Raw genomic sequence first — 26,404 nt, forward strand, 5'->3', positions numbered from 1 at the left:
TCCCCATTCCCTGGAGATTGCCGCATGAGTGTCAGCCTTCGCTTCTGCGGCGCCGCGCATACCGTGACCGGCTCCTGCTATCTGGTCCGGACCGACCAGGGCCAGATCCTGATCGATTGCGGCCTGTTCCAGGGCCAGAAGACGCTGAAGGAGCTCAACTACGGCGACTTCCCGTTTCGCCCCCACGACATCGATGCCGTGCTGCTGACGCATGCGCATATCGACCATAGCGGCCTGCTGCCGAAGCTGGTGCGGATGGGTTTCGACGGCAAGATCTTCGCCACGCGCGGCACCATCGATCTGTGCTCCTGGATGCTGCCCGACGCCGGCAACATCCAAGAACAGGAGGTGCTGGCGCTGAACCGCCGCAACATCGCGCGCGGCCGCGACGAGGTCAGCCCGATCTACACCCAGGCCGACGCAATCGCCTCGCTGCAATATTTTCAAGCGGTGCCCTATGAGACCTGGACAGACATCATCCCCGGCGTGCGCGCCCGCTATTGGAATGCCGGGCACCTGCTAGGCTCCGCCTCGATCGAGATCGAATTCGTCGGACAAAGCACCAGCGGCGCGCCGCTGCGCCTGCTCGCCTCAGGCGACGTCGGCCCCGACGCCAAGCTGCTGCAGCCCGACCCGAAGGCGCCGGAGGGCTTCGACTACGTGATCTCGGAAGCCACCTATGGCGACCGCATCCGCGAGCCGATCACGCCGGAGCAACGCCGGAGTCGTTTGGCCGGCGAGGTGCGCGACGCCTCAGCAGCCAGGGGCGCGCTGCTGATCCCGGCCTTCGCGGTCGAGCGGACGCAGGAGCTGATCGTCGATCTCGTCGGGCTGATGGAGCAAGGCGAGATTCCAGCGGCGCCGATCTTCCTGGACTCGCCGCTCGCCATCCACGCCACCGAGGTGTTTCGCGCGCACACCGAGAGCCTCGACGGCGGCAGCGCTGTCGGCCGCCTGCTGTCCTCGCCGCATCTGCGCTTCACCGAGACTGTCGACGAGAGCAAGGCGATCGCCAAGCTGACCGGCTTTCACATCATCATCGCCGCCAGCGGCATGTGCGACGCCGGGCGCATCCGTCATCATCTCAAGCGCTGGCTGTGGAATAACCGCGCCACCGTGCTGCTGGTCGGCTACCAGGCCAACGGCACGCTCGGCCGCTTCCTGCAGGACGGCGTCAAGGCGGTGCGCATCCAGGGCGAGGAGATCAAGGTCGGCGCCCGCATCCGCATGATCGACGATTACTCCGGCCACGCCGACGGCGCCGAGATCGCGCGCTGGATCGCGGCACGCCGTCCAATCGCGCGCGGACTCTTTTTGTCCCATGGCGAGGAGGCGGCGATCGCCGCATTGGCGACGCGCGTCGGCGAGCGGATCGTGCCGTCGGCCAAGGTGTTCTCGCCCCTGCTCGACGACGTCTATGAGTTGACCAACGCGGTGCCGACGCTGCTCGACGTCGCCCGTAGGCGCCGGCTCGCGCCGGAGGCCGTTACCCGGCTCGATTGGCACAACGACATGTCGGGCCTGCTGCTCGACATCCATGCGCGCATCGAGCAGGCCGCCGATGACCGCGCCCGCGGCGTCATCATCCGCCGCCTCAGGCGGGCGCTGGAGGAGTGAGGCTCCGCACGGCGGCGTGAAGACGGGGGCAGAAGCTTCGTCGTCGAACGGTCACAGTTCGATCGCACCCTCGTCCGATCAGACAAACATTGATCGACAAGCGAGCCGCGAGCACGGCTGCCGAAAAAGACGCCATCTGAGCTTGTGAATAGGAAACGGCACAACGCGCAGACGGCTGGTCTCCGGGAACTATTCTGTTACGCTCGACGGGTGGTTCACGACAACGGCACGATCCGGGTGAACCCGGCGCAGGTGGGGAAACGGGGGCTCTCACATGCATCAACCATCGAAATGGTGGACGGGACTGATTGCTGTCGCCGTGCTCTGGCTGGCGGCGGTAAGCTTCAAGACCGCAAGTGTCGAAGATGATATTGCACCGCGAGCGCGCGCCGCCGTCGCGGCAGCCGCACCCGATACCGCCGCGGCGCTGAAGGTCTCGGTCGCCGGCCGCGACGTTCGCATCGAGGGGCCCGAGTTCAGCGCCGACCAGTCGGAGCGGCTGGGTGACGCGGCGGCCGTTAACGGCGTCCGCCTGGTCGATGACAGCTACGACAAGCTGCCGACACCCAAACCCTATGCTTTCCGCGCCGCACGCAACGGCAACCAGCTCGTGCTCGAAGGCGGCGTGCCGACGCCGGCGGTCCGTCAGGCCGTGCTCGGCGCGGCCCGCGCGGCCGGTGGCGGCGAGGTTGTCGATCGGCTGGGCTATGCCCTGGGTGCTCCGGTCAACTTTGCCGCCATCGCAGGCCATGGCCTGGCCCAAGCCGCCAAGCTCAATGGGGGTGCCTTCTCGCTCGCGGACAAGTCCTATTCGATCGCGGGCACGGCCGCCTCGTCTGATGTCTATGAGACGGCTATTGCCGCGACGCGGCAGCTGCCGAGCGGCGCGGTGCTCGACAAGGTCGCGATCCTGCCGCCGGAGGCGAAGCCCTTCATCTGGAGCGCGGTGCGGGATGACAAAGCGGTCGTGATGTCCGGCGTCGTGCCGACCGACGACGTCAGGCGCGCGCTCGAGGGGACTGCTGCCAAGGCCTGGCCGGGGTCGTCGGTGATCCATCAGATGCAGATCGCGCGCGGCGCGCCATCCGGGGATTTCAGCGCCTACACGGCTTACGCGCTCGCCGAGCTGGCGCGGCTGAGCACGGGCCGCGTCGTCATCTCAGACGCCACCTACACGATCACCGGCGAGGCGCCCTCCTCTGCCGCCTACGACGAGGCCATCGCCGGCGTCGGCAAGCTGCCGGCCGGGCTGACGCTCGCCAAGGCGGACATCCTGCCGCCGGAGATGAAGCCGTATCGTTGGACGGCCGAGTTCGACGGCACCGGCGTGAGCCTTGCGGGTCTCGCGCCCAGCGCAGCCAGTCGCGAGGTCGTCATGGGCGCGGCGACCGGTCAGTTCGACGGCAAGCCGATCAAGAGCGCCATCGGCATCGCGCGCGGCGCCCCCGACGGCGACGTCGCCAAGGTCGGTGCCAGCCTGCTACAACAGCTCGCCAAGCTCTCGGGCGGCCGCGCCGAGATCAACGACACGCAGGTCTCGATCAGCGGCGTCGGGCTCGCCAATGTCACCGGCGCTGCGGTCCGCGAGCAACTGGCCGGCGCGCTGCCTGCGCCGTTCACGCTTGCCGCCGTCGACGTGCGCGACGGCCCGGTGTCGCCTTACGCCTTCAGTCTGCAGAAGCAGGACGGCCGCGTCCGGCTGAGCGGCTATGTGCCCGACGATGCGGCACGCCGCGATCTCATTAGTGCGGCCAGCTCGGCCTTCGTCACCGAGACGGTCGAGGATAGTTTGAAGGTCGCCGACGGCGCGCCGAAGGATTTCGTCAAGTCGCTGACGGCGACATTCCCGGCCCTGGCGCGGCTGTGGTCCGGCTCGCTGACGGCGAAGGACGCGACCCTTTCGGTCGACGCGCTCGCCATCTACGACAAGTCAGCCGATCAGGTGCGCAAAGAGCTTGCCGACGCGAGCGGCAATCTCAAGCTCGACGAGGTCAAGATCGGGGTCAAGCCGGAGAGCCCGCCGCTTCCCCTGGCCGAATGCCAGCCGGCGTTCGAGGGCCTGCTCGCCAAGGGCCGCATCCGCTTTGCGACCGGCAGCGCCGAGCTCAGCCGCGAGTCGCTGGCGCTGCTCGACCACATCGTCGACGTGGCGCAGCGCTGCAAGGAGGCGGAGATCGCGATCGAAGGCCATACCGACAATGTCGGCGACGAAGCTGACAATATCGACCTCTCGAAGCGGCGCGCGGCGGCGGTGGTGAGCTACATCAGCGAGGCCGGCATCGACACGTCGCGTATGACTTCGGAAGGCTACGGCCAGAACCGACCGGTCGCCTCCAACGACAGCGCGGAAGGCCGCGCGCAGAACCGCCGCATCGAATTCGTCGTGAAGTGAGGCTTACATCATGATGTACGACCTGACGACGTTCTTCTTCTGGATCCTGCTCGCCATCATCATCGGCGGCTTCGTCGGCTGGCGTACCTGGTCGGATGCGAAGCAACCGGACTGGATGAGAACGTGGCTGTTGCCGGCCATTCTGGCCTTCCTCATCGGCGCACTGATGGCGATGCTGAGCGTGCTGCCCGGCCGCGCCGGGCTGTGGCTCGAGGTCGCGCTGCTGATGGTCGGGGGTTACGTCGTCGGCTGCCTCGTCGGCGGACAGCTGAAGGAGTATGTCGGGATCGGTGACTCCAGCGCGATGTCCCCGGGCGGCCCGGGCAACGTCGCCGCGTTCACGGCACCTGCCCCCGCCCGTCCGTGGGCGGACAGCCCGTCGCCCGCCGCCCAGGCCGCAGCCCAAGTCGAAGCCGATCGCCTGGCTGCGGAGGCCGCAGCGAAGGCGGAGGCCGACCGGCTCGCTGCTGAAGCTGCCGCGAAGGCCGAAGCCGACCGCCTCGCCGCTGAGGCTGCTGCAAAGGCAGAGGCCGACCGTCTTGCTGCCGAAGCTGCTGCGAAGGCGGAGGCCGATCGGCTTGCCGCCGAGGCTGCTGCGAAGGCAGAAGCCGACCGGCTTGCTGCCGAGGTTGCCGCAAAAGCCGAGGCCGACCGGCTTGCCGCCGAGGCTGCTGCGAAGGCAGAAGCCGACCGGCTTGCTGCCGAGGTTGCCGCAAAGGCCGAAGCGGACCGTCTTGCCGCCGAAGCTGCTGCGAAGGCCGAGGCCGATCGTCTCGCCGCTGAGGCCGCCGCAAAAGCCGAAGCCGACCGTGCTGCTGCGGAAGCTGCGGCAAAGGCGGAAGCTGAACGCCTTGCCGCCGAGGCCGTCGCGAAGGCCGAGGCGGAGGCTGCACGCCTGGCCGCGGAGGCCACGGCCAAAGCCGAAGCGGATCGCCTGGCTGCCGAAGCGGCCGCCAAGGTCGAGGCCGAGCGTCTCGCCGCAGACGCCGCAGCCAGCGCGGAGGCCGATCGCCTCGCCGCCGAGGTCGCCGCGTCGGCGGCAGAACCTGCCCCGGACAACAGCAATGGCGCCGGTGGTGATGGCCGGCCCCCGGCCCTGCCTGCTCCCGATGGCGCGGCCGATGATCTCAAGCTCATCAAGGGCATCGGACCGAAGAACGAGGCCATCCTCAACGACATCGGCGTGCATCATTTCAGCCAGATCGCCGAGTGGTCGCCGGCGCATGCCGAGTGGGTCGGCCACCACATGGCCTTCCCCGGCCGCATCGAGCGCGAGCACTGGATCGCGCAGGCCAAGCTGCTCGCTGCCGGCCTCGACACCGCGCATTCGACCGCGGTGAAATCCGGCGCGATCACCATCGACGACCAGGCCGACGCGCCGCTGAGCGAAGACGAGGCCCGCTACCTCCTGGCCCACCTGCCGGCGCTGATGCCGCCGGTCGAGAACGAGGACGCCCACGCCGGCAGCCGGCCGCTCGGCCTCGCCGCGCCCCGTGGCGGACAGGCCGACGACCTCAAGCTGATCAAGGGCATCGGCAAGCAGAACGAGGCGCGGCTGCATGGCCTCGGCATCTGGCACTTCGATCAGGTCGCTGCCTGGACAAACGAGCACGCCAAATGGGTGGGCTCGTATCTGGCCTTTGCAGGCCGGATCGAGCGCGAGCAATGGATCTCGCAGGCGAAGGAGCTGGCCAGCGGCGGAACGACGGAGTTCTCCAGGCGCGCCGAAGCAGGCCTGGTGAAATCGTCGCTCGACGACGGCTCACGTGGGCAGGACAACATCGAGGTGGTGCAGCCGCGCGAGTAGGACGACCATCAGCCAAGTCCCAGCGCGCTGGCAGCTACGGCGCCCTCTCCCCTTGCGGGAGAGGGCATGCAAGGTCGCTGTGCAAGCTCGGTTGGGTGAGGGGTATCTTTCGGCGAACGCTACTCGCGGAGAGAACCCCTCACCCAAGCGCGCATGTGGACAGGCCGTACATGCCCTCTCCCGCAAGGGGAGAGGGCGCAATCGCTGGCACCGCGCTCACCCTCCGATGTACAGCGAGTAGCAGACAGCGCACGGTCTGTAGGGTGGGCAAAGGCGCTGCCGTGCGCTCTCCTCACGGGAAGTCGCGGTGGCGCCGTGCCCACCGTCTTGCCGCTTGCCGTGCTGGACAATGGTGGGCACGGCGCGCGACAGCAAGACTCAAACATCCGCCCTGCCCGGCGCCTTTGCCCACCCTACGCCTCTACTCAGCCAGCTCCACCGGCTCGTTGCGCGACGGGCCGGCCAGCGGGCGCTCCTCCATCAGGATCATGCACACCGAGGCGCAGGCCAGCATGAGCGTGGCCGCAGCATAGACGAAGCGGAAGGCGTGGATCATGTCGGCCTCCGCAATACCGCTGACGGCGCCGTGGGCGCCCTCGGCGAGCGAGATGTCGGCGCCGAGCACCATCAACAGGATGGCGCTGAAGGCTGCCACCGTGAACGAGGACATCATCGAGCGGAAGAAGTTCATGGCGCCGGTGATGGTGCCGATCTGCGAGCGGTCGACCGCGTTCTGCAGCGACACCACTGAGATCGGAAACGCGGTGCCGAGGCCGATGCCGAACACCGACAGCAGCACCATCAAGACCCACAGCGACGGGGTCGTCACCGTCATGACAGCGGCGGCGATCGTGCCGATCAACGTCCCGACAATGGCGACGCGCTTGTAATGCTTGACGCGCGCCATCGTACGGCCGGCGATCGCAGCACCAAAGGTCGAGATCGCCGCGATCGGGATGAGGCCGAGGCCGGCCTGGCTCGGCGTCAGGTGATAGACCAGCTCATAGTAGAGCGGCAGGTGCACGGTCAGGCCGATCAGTGCGCCCAGCGCGCAGCCGCTCGCGAGCATGCCATAGGGCACGACGGTGCCGCCCATCAGCGACAACGGCAGGAACGGCTCGTCGGCCCGCTTGGCGTGCCAGACGAAGGCGAGGCCCAGAGCCACGGCGCTGCCGATCATCGCCAGGATGGTCGGCGACAGCCAGGCCAGCTTATGGCCGCCCCAGGTCAGCACCAGCATGAACACGACGGCGGAAGCCATCAGCAAGAGCCCGCCGGCCCAGTCGACCTTGCGCAGCCGGTGATAGACCGGCAGCCGGCCCATCTTGGGCAGCAGCAGCGCCAGCGCCGCGATTGCCAGGGGAACGTTGATCCAGAAGATCATCGACCAGTGCAGGTGATCGGCAAAGAACCCGCCGATCACCGGACCCAACAGCCCCGCCAGCAGCCAGACGCCGCTGAAATAGGCCTGGTACTGGCCGCGCTCGCGCGGGCTGACCACGTCGGAAATCACGGTCTGCACGACCGGCATGATGCCGCCGCCGCCGAGGCCCTGCAGGCCGCGGGCAAGGATCAGCACCGGCATGTTCGGCGCGAGCGCGCAGACCACCGAGCCGACCACGAAAAGGCTGAGCGCGGTGATGATCATCGAGCGCCGGCCATAGATGTCGCACAGCGTGCCGAACACTGGCGCGACGGCGGTCGAGGCCAGCAGATAGGCCGTGATCACCCAGGAGAGATTGGTCACATCCTGGAACTCGCGGCCGATGGTCGGCAGCGCGGTCGCGACGATGGTCTGGTCGAGCGCGGCCAGGAACATCGTCAGCAGCAGGCTCATCAGGATGGTGCGGACCTCGGCCTGCGTCAGCGGCACCTGGGCCGCGAGCGGCGGCGCATCTTCGATCGCCTGCACCTGCGGCGGGATCGCCGGCAGCTCGGCTGCGAGCTCCTCGGGCAAGGATGGGGACGCGGCAGGGTAATGGCTCTGCCGATCAAACTTGTTCATGGGGATAAATTGCTACGCCGCGCGCGGCCAACGCCGCGCAGATTCGCCAGATAGCGAACTACTTAAGGCATAATTTTCCCTTGCGGCAGCGGGCCGTGCGCATGGGTGTATCCCGACAGCACGGGACTGGTCGCACCATCGTGACTTGCTGCGCGTGCGAAGTGATCGCGCCTATTTTGGCCGGCGCTTGAGCTTGGCGCGCTTGGGCAGCAGCACCGGCCATTGCACGATGTGATCCTCGAGCTGGTCGTCGGGAACGTCGTCCTCGGTGCCCTCGACCCGGCCGCGCACGGACACGCCGGCTTCATGCACCGTCTGAGGATCGCCCGAAATCAGCGGGTGCCACCAATAGAGGTCGCGTCCCTCCGCCGCCAGCCGGTAGCCGCAGCTCGGCGGCAGCCAGGTGATGGTACGGACATTCTCAGGCGTCAGGCGAACGCAGTCGGGCACCTGCTCGGAGCGGTTCGGGTAGTCCTTGCAGGCACATAGGCCGGCATCCAGAAGCTTGCAGGAAATGTGGGTGAAGTAGATGTCGCCGGTATCCTCGTCCTCGAGCTTCTCGAGGCAACAGCGCCCGCAGCCGTCGCACAGGCTTTCCCATTCCGCCTCCGACATCTCCTCCAAGGTCTTGGTTTTCCAGAACATTCCCTCCTGGCCCGAGGGACGTTTCAGCGGTGCGGTCATCGGGCGATTCCAAGGGGGCGCGGCGTGGCCGCCATCTAGGTGCCCGGCCCCTTCACGCGCAAGGGGCGCACGCGGCGGTTCATCAAGCACGTTAGCTTTGTGCATCAAATTGTGACGGGAACCCGTTGGTTTGTGCCACCTGCTCAGCTAGATATCGGCTACACAAGAGGCTTGAGTCACTCCGGCGGCGTGTGCAGGGCCATCCAGCCCGGTGCCTTGGGTTTGCCGCAACATACGCGCAAGACCCTTCGATGGCCCCCAGCCCCCATGCTGAGTGCTTTCGAAGCCCGCTGACACGCTTTCGAAACGACCAGGGTTCCCGTGCGGCAGATCATTCCAGACGATTGGAAGAAGCGGATCAACAATTTCCGCCTGGATCTCGACGCCCGATTCGATTCGGCGCTGTTCTCCTCGCTGCGCGGCACCCGCGAACTCTACGAGCGCTACTCGGCGTTCATGGACCGCTTCTATGTCGGCGGCTGGAAGCGCTGGGTGTTCGTCGAGCCGCTGTCGGAGGCGGCCACCATCGGCCTCGGCGGCCTGGTGCTGATGCTGGCGCTGGCCATCCCGGCGTTCCGGGAGACCGCCGACGAGGACTGGCTGAAGAAGTCCGATCTCGCGGTCACCTTCCTCGACCGTTACGGCAACCCGATCGGCAGCCGCGGCATCAAGCACAACGACTCGATCCCGCTGGAAGACTTCCCGGACAATCTGATCAAGGCGACGCTCGCGACCGAGGACCGCCGCTTCTACGACCATTTCGGCATCGACTTCCCCGGCCTCGCGCGTGCGCTCGTGACCAACGCCCAGGCCGGCGGCGTCCGCCAGGGCGGCTCCTCGATCAGCCAGCAGCTCGCCAAGAACCTGTTCCTGTCGAACGAGCGCACCATCGAGCGCAAGGTCAACGAGGCGTTCCTGGCGATCTGGCTCGAAACCCGCCTGACCAAGAACGAGATCCTCAAGCTGTATCTCGACCGCGCCTATATGGGCGGCGGCACCTTCGGCGTCGACGGCGCGGCGCATTTCTACTTCAACAAGTCGGTGCGCGACATCAACCTGTCGGAAGCCGCGATGCTGGCCGGCCTGTTCAAGGCGCCGACCAAGTTCGCCCCGCACATCAACCTGCCCGCCGCCCGCGCCCGCGCCAACGTCGTGCTCGACAATCTGGTCGATGCCGGCTTCATGACCGAGGGCCAGGTGTTCGGCGCCCGCCGCAACCCGGCCTTCGCCGTCGACCGTCGCGACGAAAGCTCGCCGAACTACTTCCTCGACTATGCCTTCGACGAGATGCGCAAGCTGGTCGACACGTTCCCGAAGTCCTATACCGAGCGCGTGTTCGTGGTGCGGACCTCGATCGACATGACCGTGCAGCACGCCGCCGACGAGGCGATCGAGAACCAGCTGCGCCAGTTCGGCCGCGACTATCACGCGACCCAGGCCGCGACCGTGGTGTCCGATCTCGACGGCGGTATTCGCGCCATGGTCGGCGGCCGCGACTACGGCGCGAGCCAGTTCAACCGCGCCACCGACGCCTACCGCCAGCCGGGCTCGTCGTTCAAGCCTTATGTCTACACCACCGCCCTGCTCAACGGCTTCAAGCCGACCTCGATTGTGGTCGACGGCCCGGTCTGCATCGGCAATTGGTGCCCGCAGAACTATGGCCACTCCTATTCCGGCTCGGTGACGCTGACCCAGGCCATCACGCGCTCGATCAACGTCGTGCCGGTGAAGCTGTCGATCGCGCTCGGCGGCAAGGACGGCCCCAAGGCCGGCCGCGCCAAGATCGTAGAGGTCGCCCGCCGCTTCGGCCTCAAGGCGCCGCTGCCGGACACGCCGTCGATGCCGATCGGCTCGGACGAGGTGACGGTGCTGGAGCATGCCGTGGCCTACGCGACCTTCCCGAACAAGGGCAGGTCGGTGACGCCGCATTCCGTGCTGGAGGTGCGCACCGGCGCCGGCGATTTGGTGTGGCGCTGGGACCGCGACGGGCCGAAGCCGAAGCAGGCGATCCCCGCCTCCGTTGCCGCCGACATGGCGGGCATGATGAGCCACGTCGTCAGCGAGGGCACCGCGCGCCGCGCCGCGCTCGACGGCATTCCGACTGCCGGCAAGACCGGCACCACCAATGCCTATCGTGACGCCTGGTTCGTCGGTTACACCGGCAACTTCACCTGCGCGGTCTGGTACGGCAATGACGATTATTCGCCGACCAACCGCATGACCGGCGGCTCGCTGCCGGCGCAGACCTGGCACGACATCATGGTCGCCGCGCATCAGGGCGTCGAGGTCAAGGAGCTGCCCGGCGTCGGCATGGGCGAGAAGCTGCCGCCGCAGCCGCCGTCCGCGGCGATGGCGCAGGCTGGCCAGCCGAAGACGCTGGAGATCAAGCCCGGTCCGCCGCCGATCCTGACGCGCCGCGGCGCCGAGGTGCTGGTGCAGGTGGAGAAGATGCTGGACGATGCCGCGCGCGTCGCCGAGAAGGCTGCGCCTGCCGATCCGAAGAAGCCCGGCAAGCCGGTGTCGTCGAGTGCGCTGGCGTTTCCCGAGAATTATGCCACGGCCACCGCCGACAGCGTGACCACCCCTGCCTTGCGCAAGAACTGACGACAGCGAATTCCCGTGCGGCTGCTCTTCATCACCTTGCTCGCGCTGCTGATCGCCACCGGCGTCGGCGTCGGCGCGACCTGGATCACCACCACCCGCGGCACCGAGTTCGGCACGCTGACGATCGGCGCCTGGACCGCGCGTCCGAAGACCGGCACCGCCGATGTCGACCCCTATGCGCGCGCCACCATCACCCGCAACGGCGAGCTGCCGATCGGCACCGGCGACGGCGTCGCCTTCACCGCCACCAAGGACGACAAGAACAAGCCGCTCGACGGCCGCTGCGACATCCTCGTCAGCGGCGTGACGCCACCGGCGCGCTTCTGGACGATCACGCTGTACGACCGCAAAGGCCATCTCGTCGCCAACACGCTGCAACGCTACGGCTTCACCAGCCAGGAGCTGGTGCGCGGCGCCGACGGCTCGTTCGAAATCCGGGTCGCCGCGCGCTCGCGCGCCGGCAATTGGCTGCCGACCGGCGGCATCGAGCGCTATTCGCTGATGCTGCGGTTGTACGACACTCCCGTCGGCGTCGCGACGCGCACCCAGCGCGATGCGCCGATGCCCGCGATCACCACCGTGGGCTGCCCGTCATGATCCGGCTGCTGTTCACGATTCTGGTCGGCGTGCTGCTCGGCGGCGTCGTCCATCTCGTCAGCGTGCTGGCCCTGCCCCGCATCTCGACGCAGGACGCCTATTCGCGCCTGACGCCGATGACCAAGCTCAACGCAGTCACGCCGCTGCCGCTCGCCGATCCCAACAACTCGCCGATGCCGTTCATGGACCCGGCTTTCGCGATGGCGATCTGCCGCTACGACCTCTCAGACGGGCCGATCAAGCTGACGGTGCCGGTGAGCCAAGCTTACACGTCGGTCTCGTTCTACACGCGCAACGAGATCGCCTATTACGCCATCAACGACCGCTCCGCGGGCAAGCGCGTCATCGAGCTCGACCTGATGACCGAAGCCCAGCACGAAGATCTGCCCGAGGACGAGGAGGTCACCGCGGCCGACCGGCTGATCATCGATTCGCCGACGACCACGGGGCTCATCGTGTTGAAGGCGCTCGCGGCCGAACCCGGCCTCATGCCCCAGGCGCAGGCCTCCCTTGCGTCGGCCACCTGCGGCGTGCAGGCGGAGGCGCCCGCCAAGGCTGAAAAGCCGCGCGGCAAGCGCTGAATGGTACGTCGCTAAGCGGACCTTCGATCAATTCAACAACGCGCTCTTCATCCTTCGTGGCATAGTGTTCATCGCGCTCCGTTGCTATGACGGTTCAGGACGGCGAAGTTTCGCTTATCAGCAGGTCATGCCCCTCGAAATCGAACGAAAGTTTCTCGTCAGGACCGACGCCTGGCGGGCTCAGGCGACGCACAGTGAACACCTTCGCGACGGACTCGTCGCGCGTCAGGACGGCCTCAAGGTTCGCGTGCGCTGCTACGGCAATCGAACGACGCTCTGCGTGAAGAGTGGCCGGCGCGGGCTGTCGCGCGAAGAGTTCGAATACGACATCCCGCGCGATCATGCGGAGGCGATCTTCGCGCATTGCGAGGGGCGCATCATGGAGAAGACGCGCCACTACGTGCCGGGGGACAGCGGCATCTGGGAGGTCGACGTCTACCATGGCGAACTCGACGGCATCATCATCGCCGAGATCGAGCTACTGAGCGAAACGACCGTCGTGACGTTGCCCGACTGGGTCGGCGACGAAGTCACGGGCGATCCCCGCTACAGCAAGGCCAACCTGCTGAGCGAGCGTCTGCGCGCCGCCAAGGTCCGGGAGCTGCGCCGCGCCTGCGTTGCAGGGCCTTAACCGGCACCAAGGCCGCCGAGCCTTGACCCCTGTCAAACCGCCGTCGAGAGGCCCAGCTTAAACAGCGCGGGACTTGAAGGGTGCGGGACTTGCGGTCTGAACGATCGCGCACGGAGTTGGCAGGATGAGTTCATCGCAAGTGATGTCGCAGGCGCTGCGCGCCAAGATCATGTCGGCGGATGATGCCGCCGCGCTGGTCAAGCCGGGCAGCCATGTCGGCATGAGCGGCTTCACCGGCTCGGGTTACCCGAAGGCCGTGCCGCTGGCGCTGGCCCGCCGCATCGAGGCGGCGCATGGGCGCGGCGAGCCGTTCCGCATCGGCGTATGGACGGGCGCCTCGACCGCCCCCGAGCTCGATGGCGCGCTCGCGAAGGCCAACGGCATCGATCTGCGCCTGCCCTATCAGTCCGATCCGATCACCCGCCAGCGCATCAATGCCGGCAGCATCGACTACATCGACCTGCATCTCAGCCATGTCGCGCAGTTCGTGTGGTTCGGCTTTCTTGGTCACCTCGACGTCGCCGTCATCGAATGCTCCGGCATCATGCCCGACGGGCGGCTGATCCCATCGACCTCGATCGGCAACAACAAGACCTGGCTCGATCTGGCGGACCGCGTCATCATCGAGGTCAATTCGTGGATGAACCCGGCGCTGCTCGGCATGCACGACGTCTATTACGGCACTCGCCTGCCGCCGCATCGCAAGCCGATTCCGATCGTGTCGCCGGGCGACCGCATCGGCGAGACCACCTATCGCTGCGATCCGGACAAGGTGATCGCGGTCGTCGAGACCCATGCGCCGGACCGCAACACGACCTTCGCCGCGCCCGACGAAGTCTCCAACGCGATCGCCGGACACATCCTCGAGTTCTTCGCGCACGAGGTGAAACAGGGCCGCCTGCCGCGCAACCTGCTGCCGCTGCAATCCGGCGTCGGCAATGTCGCCAACGCCGTGATGGCCGGGCTCGATGAAGGCCCCTTCCCGCATCTGACCGCCTACACAGAAGTCCTGCAGGACGGCATGCTCAATCTGATCCGCTCCGGCCGGATGGATCTGGCATCCGCGACGGCGCTGTCACTGAGCTCGGAGGCCGCGATCGAGTTCAACCGCGAGATCGAGTTCCTGCGCGACCGCATCGTGCTGCGGCCGCAGGAGATCTCCAACCATCCCGAGGTGATCCGGCGGCTCGGCGTGATCGCGATGAACGGCATGATCGAGGCCGACATCTACGGCAACGTCAATTCCACGCATGTCCGCGGCAGCAGCATCATGAACGGCATCGGCGGCTCCGGCGACTTCGCGCGCAACGCCTATCTGTCGATCTTCATGACGCCGTCGACCGCCAAGAACGGGACCATCTCCTGCATCGTGCCGATGGTGACGCATGTCGACCACACCGAGCACGACGTGCAGATCCTGGTCACCGAGCGCGGCCTCGCCGATTTGCGCGGCCTGTCGCCGAAGCAGCGCGCCCGCGTCATCATCGAGAACACCGCGCATCCGCGCTTCCGGCCGGCGCTCGACGATTATTTCGAGCGCGCCTGCCGCGACGCCACCGGCAAGCACACGCCGCATCTGCTCGAGGAGGCGTTCCGCCTGCTCAGGCCGGAATGACGGTCGCGAGGCCGGCGATCATCCCCGCGTCGTCAGCGGCCGCTGGATGTAGGGACGCGCCGCCACCGGCGGATTGGCGGTCTGGGCGGCCAGCTCGCTGATCAGCCGATCGGCCTCGGCGGCCATTCCGTCGGGCGCCTGCAGCACCAGGCGCTCCAGCGCCCAGCGATAGGACGAGACGCGCTGCTCCAGGCAGATCTGCACCCACTGCACGATCAGCGAGTTCTCCTGCATGCGCGCGACCGCATCGGCCTTCTCGCGCGGCGACAGCTCGGTCATGTACTTCATGCTGGCGTCGCGCTTGCGGTCGAGATCGATGACGCGGATGGCGGAGGCAAAGAACGGCTCGAAGCGCGTGAGGTCGTCGCGGACGTCGTCGGTCAGTTGCGCATAGCGCGAAGCATGCGACCGATGCGGCTCGTCGATCAAGGCGCGGCCATAGGCGGTGCGATCGAACACGACCTTCTGCCGCCAGGGTGACGCCGAGGGCTGATAGTCGCCGAACACGGCCTTCCAGGCGGGGCGCGAATGCGGCGGCTCGATCAGCGGATAAGCGAGATCGCGCAACTGACGCTCGCTGTCTGTCAGTTGGAACTGCGATGGCGCGACGCCCACGCTGGCGGTGGCTTCCGCTCCGATCCATTTGTGCATGTCGTCGTTGCGCATGTCGGCGCGGGTACGGCCGAAATCGCCGCCGCTGCAGGCGCAGAGCAGACTGCTGGAAAGAATGAGTGCGACGGCCGGAGCGGCTCGCCGGACCCGAACCATCACGTCCGGCATTCCCATTCCCCTGATGTCAGCGGCGACGCCGGCGTCGGCTCGGAGCGGTGCCCTCGCGGGGATCGCGATCGTCGGTCGTGCTCTCGCGCTCGATCCGAACGACGGGGAGAATCAGGATCGTTCCCATGCCCTCCTGCGGCGCGCCGGTCACGGCAGGCCGCGCACGACGCGCAATGTCCGCCGGAAATTCAATGATGGTCGCCATGTCTACTCTCTTTCGTGCCCGAAGTTCTTACCCCCCAAAACTCCCCGTTGCCCGAACTTCGCAGGCAAGAGAGCACGCAAAACTGACGATCAAGAATGCCCGCCGCACTAACAGGCGACGCGGCATCCAACGCGGCGAAGATCAGGCCGGCGGCGTGACGAGGCCAAGGCGAGATCATCGAACGGGTCGATTAAGATCAGGACGTGGTTAAGAGGATCTTAATGCGGTGCGATGGAACACGGATCGCGTGCAGACGTCGCGCAAATGGCACGCGGGCGTTGCGCCTTTGTCTCACCGGGAAAATTCGGCCGATCTTCACCGATTGTTTTCCTTAACGGCCCATTAAAACAACTGCGGTCTAATCGGCGCAACGATTGCCGAAGTTGCGTACCCGACATGACCAGATCATCGCTGTTTCCCGGCTTCGACGGGCTGTTGACGCTCTCGCGTCGCGAAGGCGTCGACATCAAGCCGACCTTGCTGCGCGTGCTGACCGACCTCTATGTCCAGGCGAGCACGCATTCGGCCGATGAGGAGCGGCAATTCGTCGAGCTGGTGTCGCGGCTCATCGATGATGTCGACGATACGACCCGCGCGGCCGTTCGTGCGCGTCTTGCGATCTATCCGGGCACGCCGATCGAGATCCTGAGAAGGCTCGGGCTGCGTCCTGCGCAGGATGAAGCGATGCTGCCGCTCGCCGGTTTGATTCCGCCTGCCCTTCGCCCCCAAGCGCCAGCACGCGACGAGGCTGTGCCTGCAGGGCTCGCGATGCAGCCGAAAGACGCGGCCGAGCTCAGCGAGATGTTCCTGCGCGCCGCTTCGAAGGAGCGCATTACGATCCTGGAGAACCTCGCCACCGCGCCGCTGAAGCCAGCCGCGCCGATCCCGCAGCATCGCGCCCGCCACGCGATCGAAGCGCTGGAGATGGCCGCCTTCAACGCCGACGTCGAGACCTTCACGATGGAGCTCGGTGAAAGCCTGATCCTGCCCGCGCGCATCACCCATGAGGTGATGAACGATTCAGGCGGAGAGCCGCTCGCCTGCGCCGCGAAGGCGCTGGGCATGCCCGCGCCGGTGTTCGAGCGCGTGCTGCTGTTCTTGAAGCCCGAGATGGGCCAGTCCGTGCAGACCGTGTTCAGGCTGTCGCGCTTCTACGAGCGCCTGAGCGAGCGCGCGGCGTTGGTCATGCTGGCGGCGTGGCGCGGCTCGGCCGTCGCAGCCATGCGGGCCAAGCATCGGGCGACGCTGTACGACGATGAGCGGCAGCATGTGCGGGGCGGCGGTGCGCGGACTGGCACGCTTGCGCCGGCCAAGCCGATCGTGCGCACGGGAACGGACGGCTTCAAACGCTGAACTCGCGCTAACGCTGCTCCGGTGCGAGATCCAGGAAATGGCGACCCTGCTTGTCCTCGGTCTCGACGATCCAGGCGTCGGGATCGAAACGCAGTTCCTTGCGCAGCCGTTCGTCGACCTCGAACTCCGGCATCGGCTGCGGCGAGGCGGCAACGAACAGGCGTTCGATCGGCCGGCTGTCGTCGTAGACCGTCTGCGGCGCGGGAACGTAGAGCTGAGCCGTGCGATCCATCAGCGCGACTTTGATGAAGACGGCGCCCGCCTCCTCCGCACCGCGATGGCTGATCGCGCCGAACACCCCGGCCGACTGGCAGCGGCGCAGATAGGCGCTGACCCAGATGCTCGTCTTCAACCGCATGATGGTTCGGCCAGGTGAATGCGTACCGCGATGCGCAGCCGCCGGCCTGCTCTATTCGATCGGATGCCCGATGACAATTGCCAGCTCGCGCACCAGGCGATCGGACACCTGGCCCGTCACCGGCAGCTTGCGCTCGCGTTCGAACTTCTGGATCGCTGTCTGCGTGTCGGAGCCGATCATGCCGGTCGGCTTCAGCTGGCCATAGCCATATTCGGTCAGCGCGCGCTGAACCGCCGCGACACGGCGGGCATTGCCGCCCTGCTGCGTCGGCTGCGGCCGCGGGATGTTGCCCTGACCGCCGCTGACGGATCGGACGAGATCAGCCAGGGGATCGGCGTATTTCTGATCCGGCCGTGCATCAACCGTTCGCTGATCGGGCACCTTCGGCTCGGTCGCGCGGGCCTCGGGCGGCCGGGTCTCGATCACCTTCGGATCGAACGGAGAGATCGCCTCCGCCGGCCTCGGGCGCGGCATCGGATTGGAACTGGTCAGCACCGGCGGAATGGTCACGATGGAACCGAACATCGGCGCCGGATGCGGCCCCGATTGCAGGAACACGGCGTTGACGATGATCGCGCTGGCGGCTGCGCAGGCCAAAAGACCGGCCAGGAGATCCTTGGGGCTGTAGAGCATCGCGCGCATCAGAAAGCCGCGCTCGTCGGCAGCTTCGACCACCGCGGCAGCGGCAGCAGCACGCTTGCGACGGCGCGGCGGCGCCGAATCATCCTCTGCAACTCGTCTAGGCACTCTTCTTCACCTGAATCACCTGCCCGGCCTGGGCGGACCGCGAGGGCGAGAGCGGCGTGACAGTGGCGCCAGTGCTCGCCTCGGCGACGCAATTGATCGGCAGCGCGATCGTGACCGTCGTTCCCTCGTCGAGCTTGCTTTCTATCGACATTTCGCCGCCGTGCAAGTTCACGAGGCTCTTGACGATCGACAGCCCGAGTCCGGTTCCCTCGTGACGACGCTGGTAAGTCTTGCCCGCCTGGAAGAACGGATCGCCGATGCGCTTCAGATCGTCGGCGGCAATGCCGACGCCGGTGTCGGTGATTCGCAACAGCAGGTTCGCGCCGTCAACGCCGGCGGACACCGCGACACGTCCACCGCGCTCGGTGAACTTGATGGCGTTGGAGACGAGGTTGATCACGATCTGCTTGAAGGCGCGCGGATCACCGGTGATGAGCGGCAGATCGTGCGGCGCATCTGCCGACAGATCGACGCCGTTTTCCCGCGCCCGCAGCGCCAGCAGATTGCAGCAATTGAACAGCGCGGCACGCGGCGCGAAGGGCTCCGGCGTCAGCTCGAAATTGCCGGACTCCATCTTCGACATGTCGAGGATGCCGTTCACGACCGACAACAGATGCTGGCCGGAATCATTGATCAGCTGCGCGTATTCGCGCCGCCTTGCGGCGTTGAGCACGAGCACCTGCTCCTGCATCAGCATTTCCGAGAAGCCGATGATGGCGTTGAGCGGCGTACGCAGCTCATGGCTCATGGTCGCGAGGAATCGCGTCTTGGCCGCGTCGGCGCGCTCGGCTGCGCTCCGCGCCAACTCAAGCGCCTGCTCCTGCAGTTTGCGATCAGTGACGTCGCGCATGACCGCGACCACCTCATGCTCCGATCCGGCCGGCGTCTGGGCGGCGTAGTCGAGCGGTCGGCAGCGCATCTCGACCCAGATGAAATCAGTGCCGTGATGAGAGCCACGGCCCTCGCCGGGCGCATCGCGCCGCAGCCGAAATTCGACGCTCGAAGCTTCGCTGCCGCCGGCCGCCTGCGACAGCGCCGTGAGATAGGCCGGCCGGTCGGCGACGTGAACGCGCTCGAACAGGCCGTGACCATGGAGTTGCGCGACCGGCGTGCCGAGCAGCGTCTCCGCCGCGGGCGAGATGAACATGACGGCGCCGTTGCGGCGATGACGCGAGATCACATCGCTCATGTTGCGCGCGAGCAGCCGATAGCGCTCTTCCTCCATCGACAGCAGCGTCACGCTGGTGCGTGCGAGCGTATCGGCGGCGAAGGCGAGCACGGCCGCATAGAGCGTGGCCGAGGCAACGCCGAAGGCGAGCAGCGCGGTCCGCAAGGCGGGATTGGTCTCGGGCTTCGGCAGCCAGCCGAGATGGCCGATCAGGATCAACAGCAGCGCACAAGACAGCGCGAGCGCTGCCGAGAACACGACGACGCGGCGCGAGGCCGAGAACGCAGCCTCGAGAGGCACGACGATCAGCCACACCGCGGCAAAGGATTCGATGCCGCCGGTCTCGATCGACACCGCCATGATCAGCGCCGACAGCGCCAGCGACGACAGCGCGCAGGCGCTCTCGTAGCGTCCTGTGCGCGACAGATACCAGGACAGCAGAATGGGTGCGATCAGCCAGGCAAGCGCGCCGACCTCGAGCGCGCTCGGTGCGCCGCGCATCGCGAGATAGGCGGGAAACACGGCGAACGCGGCGAGGCTGCCCAGCAGCCGCGGCGCGATGAAGGCGCGATGGCGCGCGCGCGTCATCGCATCAGTTCGAGCCGATGGATGCAGCAACGCATCAAGACAATCGCGGATGATACTCAACACACTCACGGCTCTCGCGCCTCGGCCTGTCGGTCGTTCTCAACAAAGAGAGAGAACGCGCCGGGACGCCCCCTGTCGTCGAAGGCCACCGTGTCAGACTCGCATTAAGCGAACGCTAAGGGCCAGACTGCGGCAGGCCCGGCATTCGGGCGGGATGGTGAATGCATCGTTTCAGGCCGCGCCTGCGGTTGCGAAAGCGCGGCAATCTACAGCCGGTTGCACGCTGGATGCAGTTCGCGCCAACCAAAAATTTACGCCGAAAAAAGTTCGGGTGTCCGCTTTGCTAATTCTCAACCAATTAAGCCCAAAGCAAGCAGTCGCGACATAGAGCAAGAGAGCTGCGATCCCGGTTATCGCGATTGAGGACGGACGCGGGATCATCAGCACGGTCGGGGTTGCGTGATGTTCTTTCTGCTTCGCATGGCATTCTGGCTCGGGCTCGTGCTGGTGCTGCTGCCGCGCGAGAAGAGTCCTGACACCGACAAGCTGCCGCAGATCAACGCGCAGGAAGCCGTGCAGGCTGCGACCGCGGCCGTCTCCGACATGAGTCAGTTCTGCAAGCGCCAGCCGCAGGCCTGCGAGGTCGGTGGCCAGGCCGCCACCGTGATCGGCCACCGCGCCGAGGAAGGCGCGCGCAAGATCTATCAGATCATCACGGACAAGCCAGAGACAGCCGAGAAGCCGAGCGCCGCCGACAAGTTCATCGGTCCGGTGAAGCCGGCCAGCCTCGACAAGCGCCGCAACGACCATACCGGCTCGATCGACGCCGCAATCCCCGAGCAGGTTCCCGCCAACGAGGCTCCTGCCGACACGCTCTCCGCGGACGACCTCAGCACCGAGTGGCATCTGCCGCCGACGCCCTGATGGCCGGAACCGGCTGTCGCTTTCGTCGCGCCGAACGCCTATATGAGGGGCTCGGACGGGACTGAAGAGCATCATGACGATCGACGAAATCCGCGACAATTTCGCCCTGCTGGACGACTGGGACGACCGCTACCGCTATGTGATCGAGCTCGGCCGCACCTTGGCGCCGATGCCGGAGGACGAGCACTCCGCCGCCAACAAGGTGCAGGGCTGCGCGAGCCAGGTCTGGCTGTCCAAACATCCTGATCACAGCGGCGCCGTTCCGGTGCTGAACTATCTCGGCGACAGCGACGCGCACATCGTGCGCGGCCTGATCGCGATCCTGCTGACGCTGTATTCCGGGCGCACGCCGCAGGAGATCCTGACCATCGATGCGCCTGCCCTGTTCGACGAGCTCGGGTTCCGCGAGCACCTCACGCCGCAGCGTTCCAACGGCCTGCGCTCGATGGTCGAACGCATCCGCTCGGACGCCCGCGAGGCGCTCGCAGCGGCGTCCTGACCTTGTCAGCTACTTCTCGCGCTCGGGACGCTGCTGACCCAGGCCCATCTTCTTCGCGAGCTGCGAACGTGTCACCGCGTAGTTCGGTGCCACCATGGGGTAGTCGGGCGGCAGGTTCCATTTGTCCCGATATTGCTCCGGCGTCATGTTGTACTGCGTGCGCAGGTGCCGGCGCAGCGACTTGAAGCGCTTGCCGTCCTCGAGACAGACCAGATAGTCCGGGTGAATCGACTTCTTCACCGGCACCGCGGGCCGCGCCGGCTCAGGCGCCGGCTCGCTGCGTCCGGCCGCCACGCGGGTCAGCGCCGCATGCACCTGGCTGATCAGCGAGGGGATCTCGGCCGCCGGCGTCGGATTGTTGCTGAGATAGGCCGACACGATGTCGGCCGTCAGATCGATAAAGCTCTTACCGGCCCCTTCGGTCATCGACCTTCTACCCCCCGCCGCTGTCGCGCACTGACTTTCACTCGCAAGTATCACCCATGCGAGTGCCCCGCGTCGTCTGTCAATTCTCCAAGCAATATGGGCGAATGACTGGCAAAATGACAATAAGGTGAGGACTTCTTCTTGAGAAGTCTGTCCTCGCCTCAGTACTGTGTCCGATATGCCAGTCTAAGCACCCTGACGTGCCTCAGGCGCGCCCTTCCAGATGGGTGCGCAGCTCGTCGATCGAGGCGAATCGCATCATGCCCTCGGGCATCTGTGCTTCGATCGAGCCGTCGGAATAGAGCGAGTACGCCATTCCGTCGACCACGCCCGACTTGATGATGCTCGCGGCCGGGGCCTCCGTTTCCTGCGGCTCAGGCACCGGTGCAGGCTCGGGCTCCACGAAGGCCGGCGCAGCGCGCGTCAGACGGCGGGGGAATGGCGGCCGCAGGGATTCTGAGGCGCGCGTCCGCTCGGGCCGCGACCAGTTGTCGTCAAGAGCTGGAGGCGAAGGCTCCGGCGCGGGCTCATCGATGGGCGTCGCCGGCGGCTCGCTGAGCGGCGGCGAACTGAAATCCGTCGGCATCGGCTCTGCGGGGCGCTTGTCCGCACGCTCCCGCTCGCGTCGCGAGCTCGAGGCGAACAGCAGGTTGCGCCTGGGCCGCTCGGCGGGCTGCGCCGGCGGCTCGTCCGCCTCCTCCTCCACACTCGCCGCGCGCAGGGTCGCTGACAGGGACGACGACATCGGAGGCGGCGGCCTCGGGGCAGACGACAATGGCCCCGAAAGGTCAGGCATCCTTGGCCTCGGCCGCGGCGAACCGCCCTCGCGCCACATATCCTCGGACGGCGGCACTGGCGGCGTGTCGAGCTCAGGCTTGGTCATCGCGCCCGGGAGCTGCAGGGGCCGGACCTCGGTCTCGGAGGGATTGCGCGTCCGCAGCCGATGAGAAATCACCTTCAGCTCGCTCAGGACCGCCGAGAGGCCGAACAGGATGAGCCCGCTGCAGACGCCGAGGGTGCCCGACAGGATCAGCGTGTTGCCGAGACTGAACTCCTTGACCGGAATTCCCCAGGCGATCGCTCCAAGCCCAGCCAGCACGGCCAGGGCCCCAGCGGCCAACAAAGCATTCATCATTCGAACCTATCCCCTAATGCGTCGGTTCCGGACGGCGTCCCGACCGATATCACACTAGCTAGCAGCGGTTGCCCCGCGTCCCCGGCTCGTTCTAGTCGAAATCCGCGACAATTTGCAGCAGAACTTCGGCTGGACCGTCGTCTCACCCCGATCGAGGGGCATCGCGCGCCACGATAGCGCCACATTCCGCCCCGCCCAACCCACGGAACCCGCTCAGGTTCCTCCGGGTTTGTCCCGAGGCCGGTGGTTCAGGACGCGTTCATGTCGCTGTGCCAATATGGCGCCAAGCAGCCGAAATTCGGGCTCCTGCTGCACTGCGATGGAAGCGTGACGTTCATATTTCCAACACCTCGGAAACCGGGACGCGCTATACGCAGGCGGGGAACACAGCCTGAAGCGCGGAAGCGGGGTCGTTAGGGGACGCCGGGTCACACTCAGCCATGACATCGATAACCACTTCGGTCCTCGAGACGCCGACGCGGCGGACCCTCGAGCGGACTTGTGACGATCTTGCCATGTTCGCGCTCGCCGCCGTCGCGGTGGTGGCCGGACTGACATTCCGCGATTATGGCCTCGGCTGGGATGACTACACCCACGCCGAATACGCCGATCTGTTGCTGCGCATGTATGGTTCCGGTTTCAGGGACCAGGCGGCACTGTCGTTCGCCAATCTCTATATGTACGGCGGCGGGTTCGACATGGTTGCAGCCCTGCTGCACAAGATCTTGCCGCTGGAGCTGTTCGAGACGCGCCGGTTGGTCGGCGCGATCGTCGGGCTGATCGGTCTCGGTGTGACCTGGCGCTTGGCGCGCCGGATCGGCGGCGCCGTGGCGGGTCTTGCCGCCCTGCTGCTGCTGGCTCTGTGCCCGATCTTCTACGGCCACATGTTCATGAACCCGAAGGACGCGCCCTTCGCGGTTGCCATGGTCGTGCTGCTGATGGGACTCGTGCGCTTGGCCGACGAGTACCCCTACCCCTCGCCGCGCACCATCCTGGTCCTTGGCCTGGGTGCCGGCTTCTCGATCGGCTCGCGCATCCTCGGCGGCATGGCGGTGGTCTACGCCATGGTCGGCTTCATGCCGTTGTTCATCGAGGAGTACCGCACGCAAGGCGCCCGCGAGGCGGTTCGTCGCTTCGCCAGCGTGCTCTACATGCTGATCCCCGGCCTGATCCTCGGCTACCTGATCATGGGCCTGATCTGGCCGTGGTCGATCATCGAGCCGGCCAATCCGTTCCGGGCGCTGACCTATTTCTCCCACTTCTTCGAGAAGCCGTGGAAGGAGATGTTCGACGGCGCGCTGGTCTCGGTGCCGGACATGCCGTGGTCCTATCTGCCGACGCTGTTCGCCCTGCAGCTACCGGAACTGATGATCGCGCTGTTCGTGGCCGGCGTGGTGGCCACGCTGATGTCGCTGTCGCGGCCGGACATGCCGGCGCGGCAGAAGAGCATCCTGTTGATGCTGACCCTGGCAGCGACGCTGCCGATCCTGATCGCAATCGTCAAACGCCCTGCCCTCTACAACGGCATCCGCCACTTCGTGTTCGTGATCCCGCCGATGGCGCTGCTCGGCGGCGTCGCCTTCGCGTGGCTGTTGTCCTGGCTCAACAATGACGAGCGCCGCAGCTGGCAGCCAGTGGCGATCGCCGCCTTCTGCTTCGGCCTGCTGCTGCCGCTCGCCGAGATGATCCGGCTGCATCCCTATCAATACACCCACTTCAACTACATCGCCGGCACGGTGCGCGAAGCCGACACCCGCTTCATGCTCGACTATTGGGGCTTGGCGCTGAAGCAGGCCTCGGACGGGCTCAAGGAACAGCTCGACGAGCGCCAGGAGGTGCCGCCGATCGGGCACAAATGGAAGGTCGCCGTCTGCGGTCCGCAACGCCCTGCCCAGGTCGCGCTCGGCCCGGACTTCACCATCGGCTGGGACAGCCATGCGGCGGACTTCGCGATGACGCTCGGCGAGTTCTACTGCAAGGGACTGACCGCCCCCGTGATGGTCGAGATCAAGCGCGACGACGTCGTGTTCGCCCGGGTCTACGACATCCGCGGCCGCAGCATCTCCAGCCTGCTCTCGATCCCGGCGCCGTGAGGCGCCAGCTCAGCCAAACGACATGACTGCCCTCCCGGCTCCGCGCCTTGCCGAGCCGGGAGAGGCCGCTTAGGCTCCGATCAACCCTGAGAGATCGGAGAATGCCATGTCGCCAGCCGAAGCGCGTCTGAAGGAAGTGCCGTCGAACATGACGGAGGCGGAGTGGTCGCAGCGGGTCAACCTCGCCGCCGCCTACCGCCTGGTCGCGATGTTCGGCTGGGACGACCTGGTCGACACCCACATCTCGGCCCGCGTGCCCGGCCCCGAGCATCACTTCCTGATCAACCCCTACGGCCTGCTGTTCGAAGAGATCACCGCCTCCAGCCTGATCAAGGTCGACCTCTACGGCAACCAGCTCTCCGAGAGCGAGTACAGCATCAACCCCGCCGGCTTCACCATCCATTCGGCGATCCACGAGGTGCGCGAGGACGCCGGCTGCGTCATCCATCTGCACACGCTGGACGGCGTCGCGGTGTCGAGCTGCGCCGACGGCCTGCTGCCCGCGAACCAGATCGCGCAATACGTCACCCACGACCTCGCTTATCACGACTACGAAGGCGTCGCGCTGGACCATGACGAGCGGCCGCGGCTGCAGCGCGACCTCGGCACCAAGCACCACATGCTGCTGCGCAATCACGGCACGCTGACCGTCGGCCGCTCGGTCGCCTCGGCGTTCGAGCGCATGTATCACCTCGAGCGCGCCTGCTCGATCCAGGTCCGCACCCGCACGCTGGGTCCGTTGGCCTATCCGGTCCGCGACGAGGTCATCGACAAGAACGCGAAGCTGTTCGACAACGAGGAGCGCGTGGAGCTCCGTTCCAATCAGCTGGTCTGGCCGCCGCTGCTGCGCCGGCTCGATCGGGTCAATCCGGGCTACCGGAATTGATCGTCGCGTGCTGATCGGCTATAATGAGCCATCACCCTCTACGCTATTTGGAATGAAACGCCGCCCAATTCCGGGCGGCGTTTTCTATGGGTCCGTCAGCAGCACACCGACCGAGCAGAGCCCCGTCGTTCCGGCAGGCTGTGCAGTTGCTGCAGCTCCTCGGCCAGCCGGCGCTCGACGAACCGCCGCTCATGCTCGGCGAGCCGGGTCGCCAGCAGCTTGCGATAGCGCCGCACATTCGCTTCGCGGGAGAACCGCAGCCGGGCGGCGGGGCGCATCCGGCCTGCAATCCCGGGCGCGTTATCGGCCGCAGCGCCATCGGCCTCGACATCGACCCGCGGAACGATGCGCATCGCGGCACCGCCGCGCGGGCGCGGCGGCTGATCCTCGCGATCGAGCTGGCGCAGCGCGCCGAGAATGTCCGACAGACGGAGCGGCCTGGCAAGGCCCGGGATCTTGCGCAGGCCGGGCTGCGACTCCACGGCGTACATGTCCGACGCCCAGGATGACAGGATCAGCCGCTTCTCGGCGCGCGACAATTTCGCGTCGTTCAACAGATCCGTCGGGGACGCGTAATGCGAGACCGGATGGAAACCGGTACCGCCCGCGGTGATCGAAACACGGTGCTCGCTCATGGCGTGTCTCCTTCACTCCTTTCCACAAGACACAGATAGTGCATCGACGCGGGCGATGCGCCCGCGTCGCGGGC

At 66.6% G+C, this 26,404-nt stretch carries 23 protein-coding genes; 13 read left to right on the forward strand and 10 right to left on the reverse strand.

Translation table 11 applies throughout. The features are described from left to right. Positions 1-24: 24 nt before the first annotated feature. The 3 genes from BRAD285_RS20570 to BRAD285_RS20580 all read left to right on the forward strand — a co-directional run bounded on the left by BRAD285_RS20570 (position 25) and on the right by BRAD285_RS20580 (position 5,816). The gene (locus BRAD285_RS20570) at positions 25-1,617 is read left to right on the forward strand and encodes an MBL fold metallo-hydrolase (protein WP_006614552.1); all 1,593 of its coding nucleotides are present in this window, start codon (positions 25-27) and stop codon (positions 1,615-1,617) included. A gap of 274 nt (positions 1,618-1,891) precedes the next feature. Then, on the forward strand, positions 1,892-4,009 hold the full coding sequence (locus tag BRAD285_RS20575; RefSeq protein ID WP_006614553.1) for an OmpA family protein: 2,118 nt from the start codon (positions 1,892-1,894) through the stop codon (positions 4,007-4,009). A 10-nt stretch (positions 4,010-4,019) separates the two neighbouring features. Continuing rightward, positions 4,020-5,816: a hypothetical protein gene (locus BRAD285_RS20580; protein ID WP_006614554.1), complete on the forward strand. Its 1,797-nt coding sequence runs from the start codon at positions 4,020-4,022 to the stop codon at positions 5,814-5,816. Between the two features lie 421 nt (positions 5,817-6,237). On the opposite strand, the gene BRAD285_RS20585 is transcribed toward BRAD285_RS20580, so the two are convergent. Next, positions 6,238-7,821 (reverse strand): MDR family MFS transporter, encoded by a 1,584-nt coding sequence (locus BRAD285_RS20585; protein WP_006614555.1) that lies wholly within the window; start codon positions 7,819-7,821, stop codon positions 6,238-6,240. Between the two features lie 171 nt (positions 7,822-7,992). Then, the gene (locus tag BRAD285_RS20590) at positions 7,993-8,505 is read right to left on the reverse strand and encodes a YcgN family cysteine cluster protein (protein WP_035648309.1); all 513 of its coding nucleotides are present in this window, start codon (positions 8,503-8,505) and stop codon (positions 7,993-7,995) included. A gap of 321 nt (positions 8,506-8,826) precedes the next feature. Between BRAD285_RS20590 and BRAD285_RS20595 the strand changes: the two genes are divergently transcribed. From BRAD285_RS20595 to BRAD285_RS20615, 5 genes are all read left to right on the forward strand, one after another. Beyond that, complete coding sequence (locus tag BRAD285_RS20595) at positions 8,827-11,109, forward strand: transglycosylase domain-containing protein (protein WP_006614557.1); 2,283 nt, start codon at positions 8,827-8,829, stop codon at positions 11,107-11,109. A 15-nt stretch (positions 11,110-11,124) separates the two neighbouring features. Beyond that, on the forward strand, positions 11,125-11,706 hold the full coding sequence (locus BRAD285_RS20600) for a DUF1214 domain-containing protein (RefSeq protein ID WP_006614558.1): 582 nt from the start codon (positions 11,125-11,127) through the stop codon (positions 11,704-11,706). Continuing rightward, complete coding sequence (locus tag BRAD285_RS20605; RefSeq protein ID WP_006614559.1) at positions 11,703-12,287, forward strand: DUF1254 domain-containing protein; 585 nt, start codon at positions 11,703-11,705, stop codon at positions 12,285-12,287. The genes BRAD285_RS20600 and BRAD285_RS20605 overlap by 4 nt, the downstream gene beginning before the upstream one ends. A gap of 127 nt (positions 12,288-12,414) precedes the next feature. Beyond that, positions 12,415-12,918: a CYTH domain-containing protein gene (locus BRAD285_RS20610; protein ID WP_006614560.1), complete on the forward strand. Its 504-nt coding sequence runs from the start codon at positions 12,415-12,417 to the stop codon at positions 12,916-12,918. Between the two features lie 124 nt (positions 12,919-13,042). Further along, positions 13,043-14,533, forward strand: a complete 1,491-nt coding sequence (locus BRAD285_RS20615) for an acetyl-CoA hydrolase/transferase family protein (RefSeq protein WP_006614561.1) — start codon at positions 13,043-13,045, stop codon at positions 14,531-14,533. A gap of 18 nt (positions 14,534-14,551) precedes the next feature. Here the strand turns inward: BRAD285_RS20615 and BRAD285_RS20620 are convergent, their stop codons facing one another. Together BRAD285_RS20620 and BRAD285_RS20625 are read right to left on the reverse strand one after the other, a co-directional pair. Then, complete coding sequence (locus BRAD285_RS20620) at positions 14,552-15,301, reverse strand: hypothetical protein (protein WP_006614562.1); 750 nt, start codon at positions 15,299-15,301, stop codon at positions 14,552-14,554. A gap of 28 nt (positions 15,302-15,329) precedes the next feature. Then, positions 15,330-15,518: a hypothetical protein gene (locus BRAD285_RS20625; RefSeq protein WP_006614563.1), complete on the reverse strand. Its 189-nt coding sequence runs from the start codon at positions 15,516-15,518 to the stop codon at positions 15,330-15,332. 396 nt (positions 15,519-15,914) lie between these two features. Here BRAD285_RS20625 and BRAD285_RS20630 point away from each other — a divergent pair, with 396 nt between their 5' ends. Continuing rightward, a complete protein-coding gene (locus BRAD285_RS20630) occupies positions 15,915-16,871 on the forward strand; it encodes a DUF2336 domain-containing protein (protein ID WP_006614564.1) in 957 nt (318 codons plus the stop codon). Positions 16,872-16,878: 7 nt separating this feature from the next. Here the strand turns inward: BRAD285_RS20630 and BRAD285_RS20635 are convergent, their stop codons facing one another. Genes BRAD285_RS20635 through BRAD285_RS20645 form a run of 3 tightly spaced genes read right to left on the reverse strand, consistent with a single transcriptional unit; the run spans position 16,879 to position 19,732 of the window. Next, on the reverse strand, positions 16,879-17,229 hold the full coding sequence (locus tag BRAD285_RS20635) for a DUF1491 family protein (protein WP_006614565.1): 351 nt from the start codon (positions 17,227-17,229) through the stop codon (positions 16,879-16,881). 51 nt (positions 17,230-17,280) lie between these two features. Further along, complete coding sequence (locus BRAD285_RS20640) at positions 17,281-17,976, reverse strand: peptidoglycan-binding domain-containing protein (RefSeq protein ID WP_006614566.1); 696 nt, start codon at positions 17,974-17,976, stop codon at positions 17,281-17,283. Then, entirely contained in the window at positions 17,969-19,732 is a 1,764-nt protein-coding gene (locus tag BRAD285_RS20645; RefSeq protein WP_244422355.1) for an ATP-binding protein, read from the reverse strand. The genes BRAD285_RS20640 and BRAD285_RS20645 overlap by 8 nt, the downstream gene beginning before the upstream one ends. A gap of 462 nt (positions 19,733-20,194) precedes the next feature. Between BRAD285_RS20645 and BRAD285_RS20650 the strand changes: the two genes are divergently transcribed. After that, the gene (locus BRAD285_RS20650) at positions 20,195-20,656 is read left to right on the forward strand and encodes a DUF5330 domain-containing protein (RefSeq protein ID WP_006614568.1); all 462 of its coding nucleotides are present in this window, start codon (positions 20,195-20,197) and stop codon (positions 20,654-20,656) included. A gap of 73 nt (positions 20,657-20,729) precedes the next feature. After that, complete coding sequence (locus BRAD285_RS20655; RefSeq protein ID WP_006614569.1) at positions 20,730-21,155, forward strand: SufE family protein; 426 nt, start codon at positions 20,730-20,732, stop codon at positions 21,153-21,155. Positions 21,156-21,164: 9 nt separating this feature from the next. Here BRAD285_RS20655 and BRAD285_RS20660 read toward each other — a convergent pair whose 3' ends face one another. Both BRAD285_RS20660 and BRAD285_RS20665 read right to left on the reverse strand, forming a co-directional pair. Continuing rightward, positions 21,165-21,581: a MucR family transcriptional regulator gene (locus tag BRAD285_RS20660; RefSeq protein ID WP_006614570.1), complete on the reverse strand. Its 417-nt coding sequence runs from the start codon at positions 21,579-21,581 to the stop codon at positions 21,165-21,167. A 205-nt stretch (positions 21,582-21,786) separates the two neighbouring features. Beyond that, positions 21,787-22,716, reverse strand: coding sequence for a hypothetical protein (locus tag BRAD285_RS20665; protein ID WP_006614571.1), 930 nt, complete (start codon positions 22,714-22,716; stop codon positions 21,787-21,789). A gap of 440 nt (positions 22,717-23,156) precedes the next feature. Here BRAD285_RS20665 and BRAD285_RS20670 point away from each other — a divergent pair, with 440 nt between their 5' ends. Together BRAD285_RS20670 and BRAD285_RS20675 are read left to right on the forward strand one after the other, a co-directional pair. Next, positions 23,157-24,809 (forward strand): glycosyltransferase family 39 protein, encoded by a 1,653-nt coding sequence (locus tag BRAD285_RS20670; RefSeq protein ID WP_006614572.1) that lies wholly within the window; start codon positions 23,157-23,159, stop codon positions 24,807-24,809. A 106-nt stretch (positions 24,810-24,915) separates the two neighbouring features. Next, the gene (locus tag BRAD285_RS20675; protein ID WP_006614573.1) at positions 24,916-25,695 is read left to right on the forward strand and encodes a class II aldolase/adducin family protein; all 780 of its coding nucleotides are present in this window, start codon (positions 24,916-24,918) and stop codon (positions 25,693-25,695) included. A 95-nt stretch (positions 25,696-25,790) separates the two neighbouring features. On the opposite strand, the gene BRAD285_RS20680 is transcribed toward BRAD285_RS20675, so the two are convergent. Then, the gene (locus BRAD285_RS20680) at positions 25,791-26,330 is read right to left on the reverse strand and encodes a hypothetical protein (protein WP_006614574.1); all 540 of its coding nucleotides are present in this window, start codon (positions 26,328-26,330) and stop codon (positions 25,791-25,793) included. Positions 26,331-26,404 lie beyond the last annotated feature (74 nt).

The organism is Bradyrhizobium sp. ORS 285 (assembly GCF_900176205.1).
Lineage (GTDB): Bacteria > Pseudomonadota > Alphaproteobacteria > Rhizobiales > Xanthobacteraceae > Bradyrhizobium.

Coding starts and splice junctions, on each gene's coding strand:
- BRAD285_RS20570 (WP_006614552.1), top strand. CDS start 25: ATGAGTGTCAGCCTTCGCTTCTGCGGCGCCGCGCATACCGTGACCGGC.
- BRAD285_RS20575 (WP_006614553.1), top strand. CDS start 1,892: ATGCATCAACCATCGAAATGGTGGACGGGACTGATTGCTGTCGCCGTG.
- BRAD285_RS20580 (WP_006614554.1), top strand. CDS start 4,020: ATGATGTACGACCTGACGACGTTCTTCTTCTGGATCCTGCTCGCCATC.
- BRAD285_RS20585 (WP_006614555.1), bottom strand. CDS start 7,821: ATGAACAAGTTTGATCGGCAGAGCCATTACCCTGCCGCGTCCCCATCC.
- BRAD285_RS20590 (WP_035648309.1), bottom strand. CDS start 8,505: ATGACCGCACCGCTGAAACGTCCCTCGGGCCAGGAGGGAATGTTCTGG.
- BRAD285_RS20605 (WP_006614559.1), top strand. CDS start 11,703: ATGATCCGGCTGCTGTTCACGATTCTGGTCGGCGTGCTGCTCGGCGGC.
- BRAD285_RS20610 (WP_006614560.1), top strand. CDS start 12,415: ATGCCCCTCGAAATCGAACGAAAGTTTCTCGTCAGGACCGACGCCTGG.
- BRAD285_RS20615 (WP_006614561.1), top strand. CDS start 13,043: ATGAGTTCATCGCAAGTGATGTCGCAGGCGCTGCGCGCCAAGATCATG.
- BRAD285_RS20620 (WP_006614562.1), bottom strand. CDS start 15,301: ATGGTTCGGGTCCGGCGAGCCGCTCCGGCCGTCGCACTCATTCTTTCC.
- BRAD285_RS20625 (WP_006614563.1), bottom strand. CDS start 15,518: ATGGCGACCATCATTGAATTTCCGGCGGACATTGCGCGTCGTGCGCGG.
- BRAD285_RS20630 (WP_006614564.1), top strand. CDS start 15,915: ATGACCAGATCATCGCTGTTTCCCGGCTTCGACGGGCTGTTGACGCTC.
- BRAD285_RS20635 (WP_006614565.1), bottom strand. CDS start 17,229: ATGCGGTTGAAGACGAGCATCTGGGTCAGCGCCTATCTGCGCCGCTGC.
- BRAD285_RS20645 (WP_244422355.1), bottom strand. CDS start 19,732: ATGACGCGCGCGCGCCATCGCGCCTTCATCGCGCCGCGGCTGCTGGGC.
- BRAD285_RS20650 (WP_006614568.1), top strand. CDS start 20,195: ATGTTCTTTCTGCTTCGCATGGCATTCTGGCTCGGGCTCGTGCTGGTG.
- BRAD285_RS20655 (WP_006614569.1), top strand. CDS start 20,730: ATGACGATCGACGAAATCCGCGACAATTTCGCCCTGCTGGACGACTGG.
- BRAD285_RS20660 (WP_006614570.1), bottom strand. CDS start 21,581: ATGACCGAAGGGGCCGGTAAGAGCTTTATCGATCTGACGGCCGACATC.
- BRAD285_RS20665 (WP_006614571.1), bottom strand. CDS start 22,716: ATGATGAATGCTTTGTTGGCCGCTGGGGCCCTGGCCGTGCTGGCTGGG.
- BRAD285_RS20670 (WP_006614572.1), top strand. CDS start 23,157: ATGACATCGATAACCACTTCGGTCCTCGAGACGCCGACGCGGCGGACC.
- BRAD285_RS20675 (WP_006614573.1), top strand. CDS start 24,916: ATGTCGCCAGCCGAAGCGCGTCTGAAGGAAGTGCCGTCGAACATGACG.
- BRAD285_RS20680 (WP_006614574.1), bottom strand. CDS start 26,330: ATGAGCGAGCACCGTGTTTCGATCACCGCGGGCGGTACCGGTTTCCAT.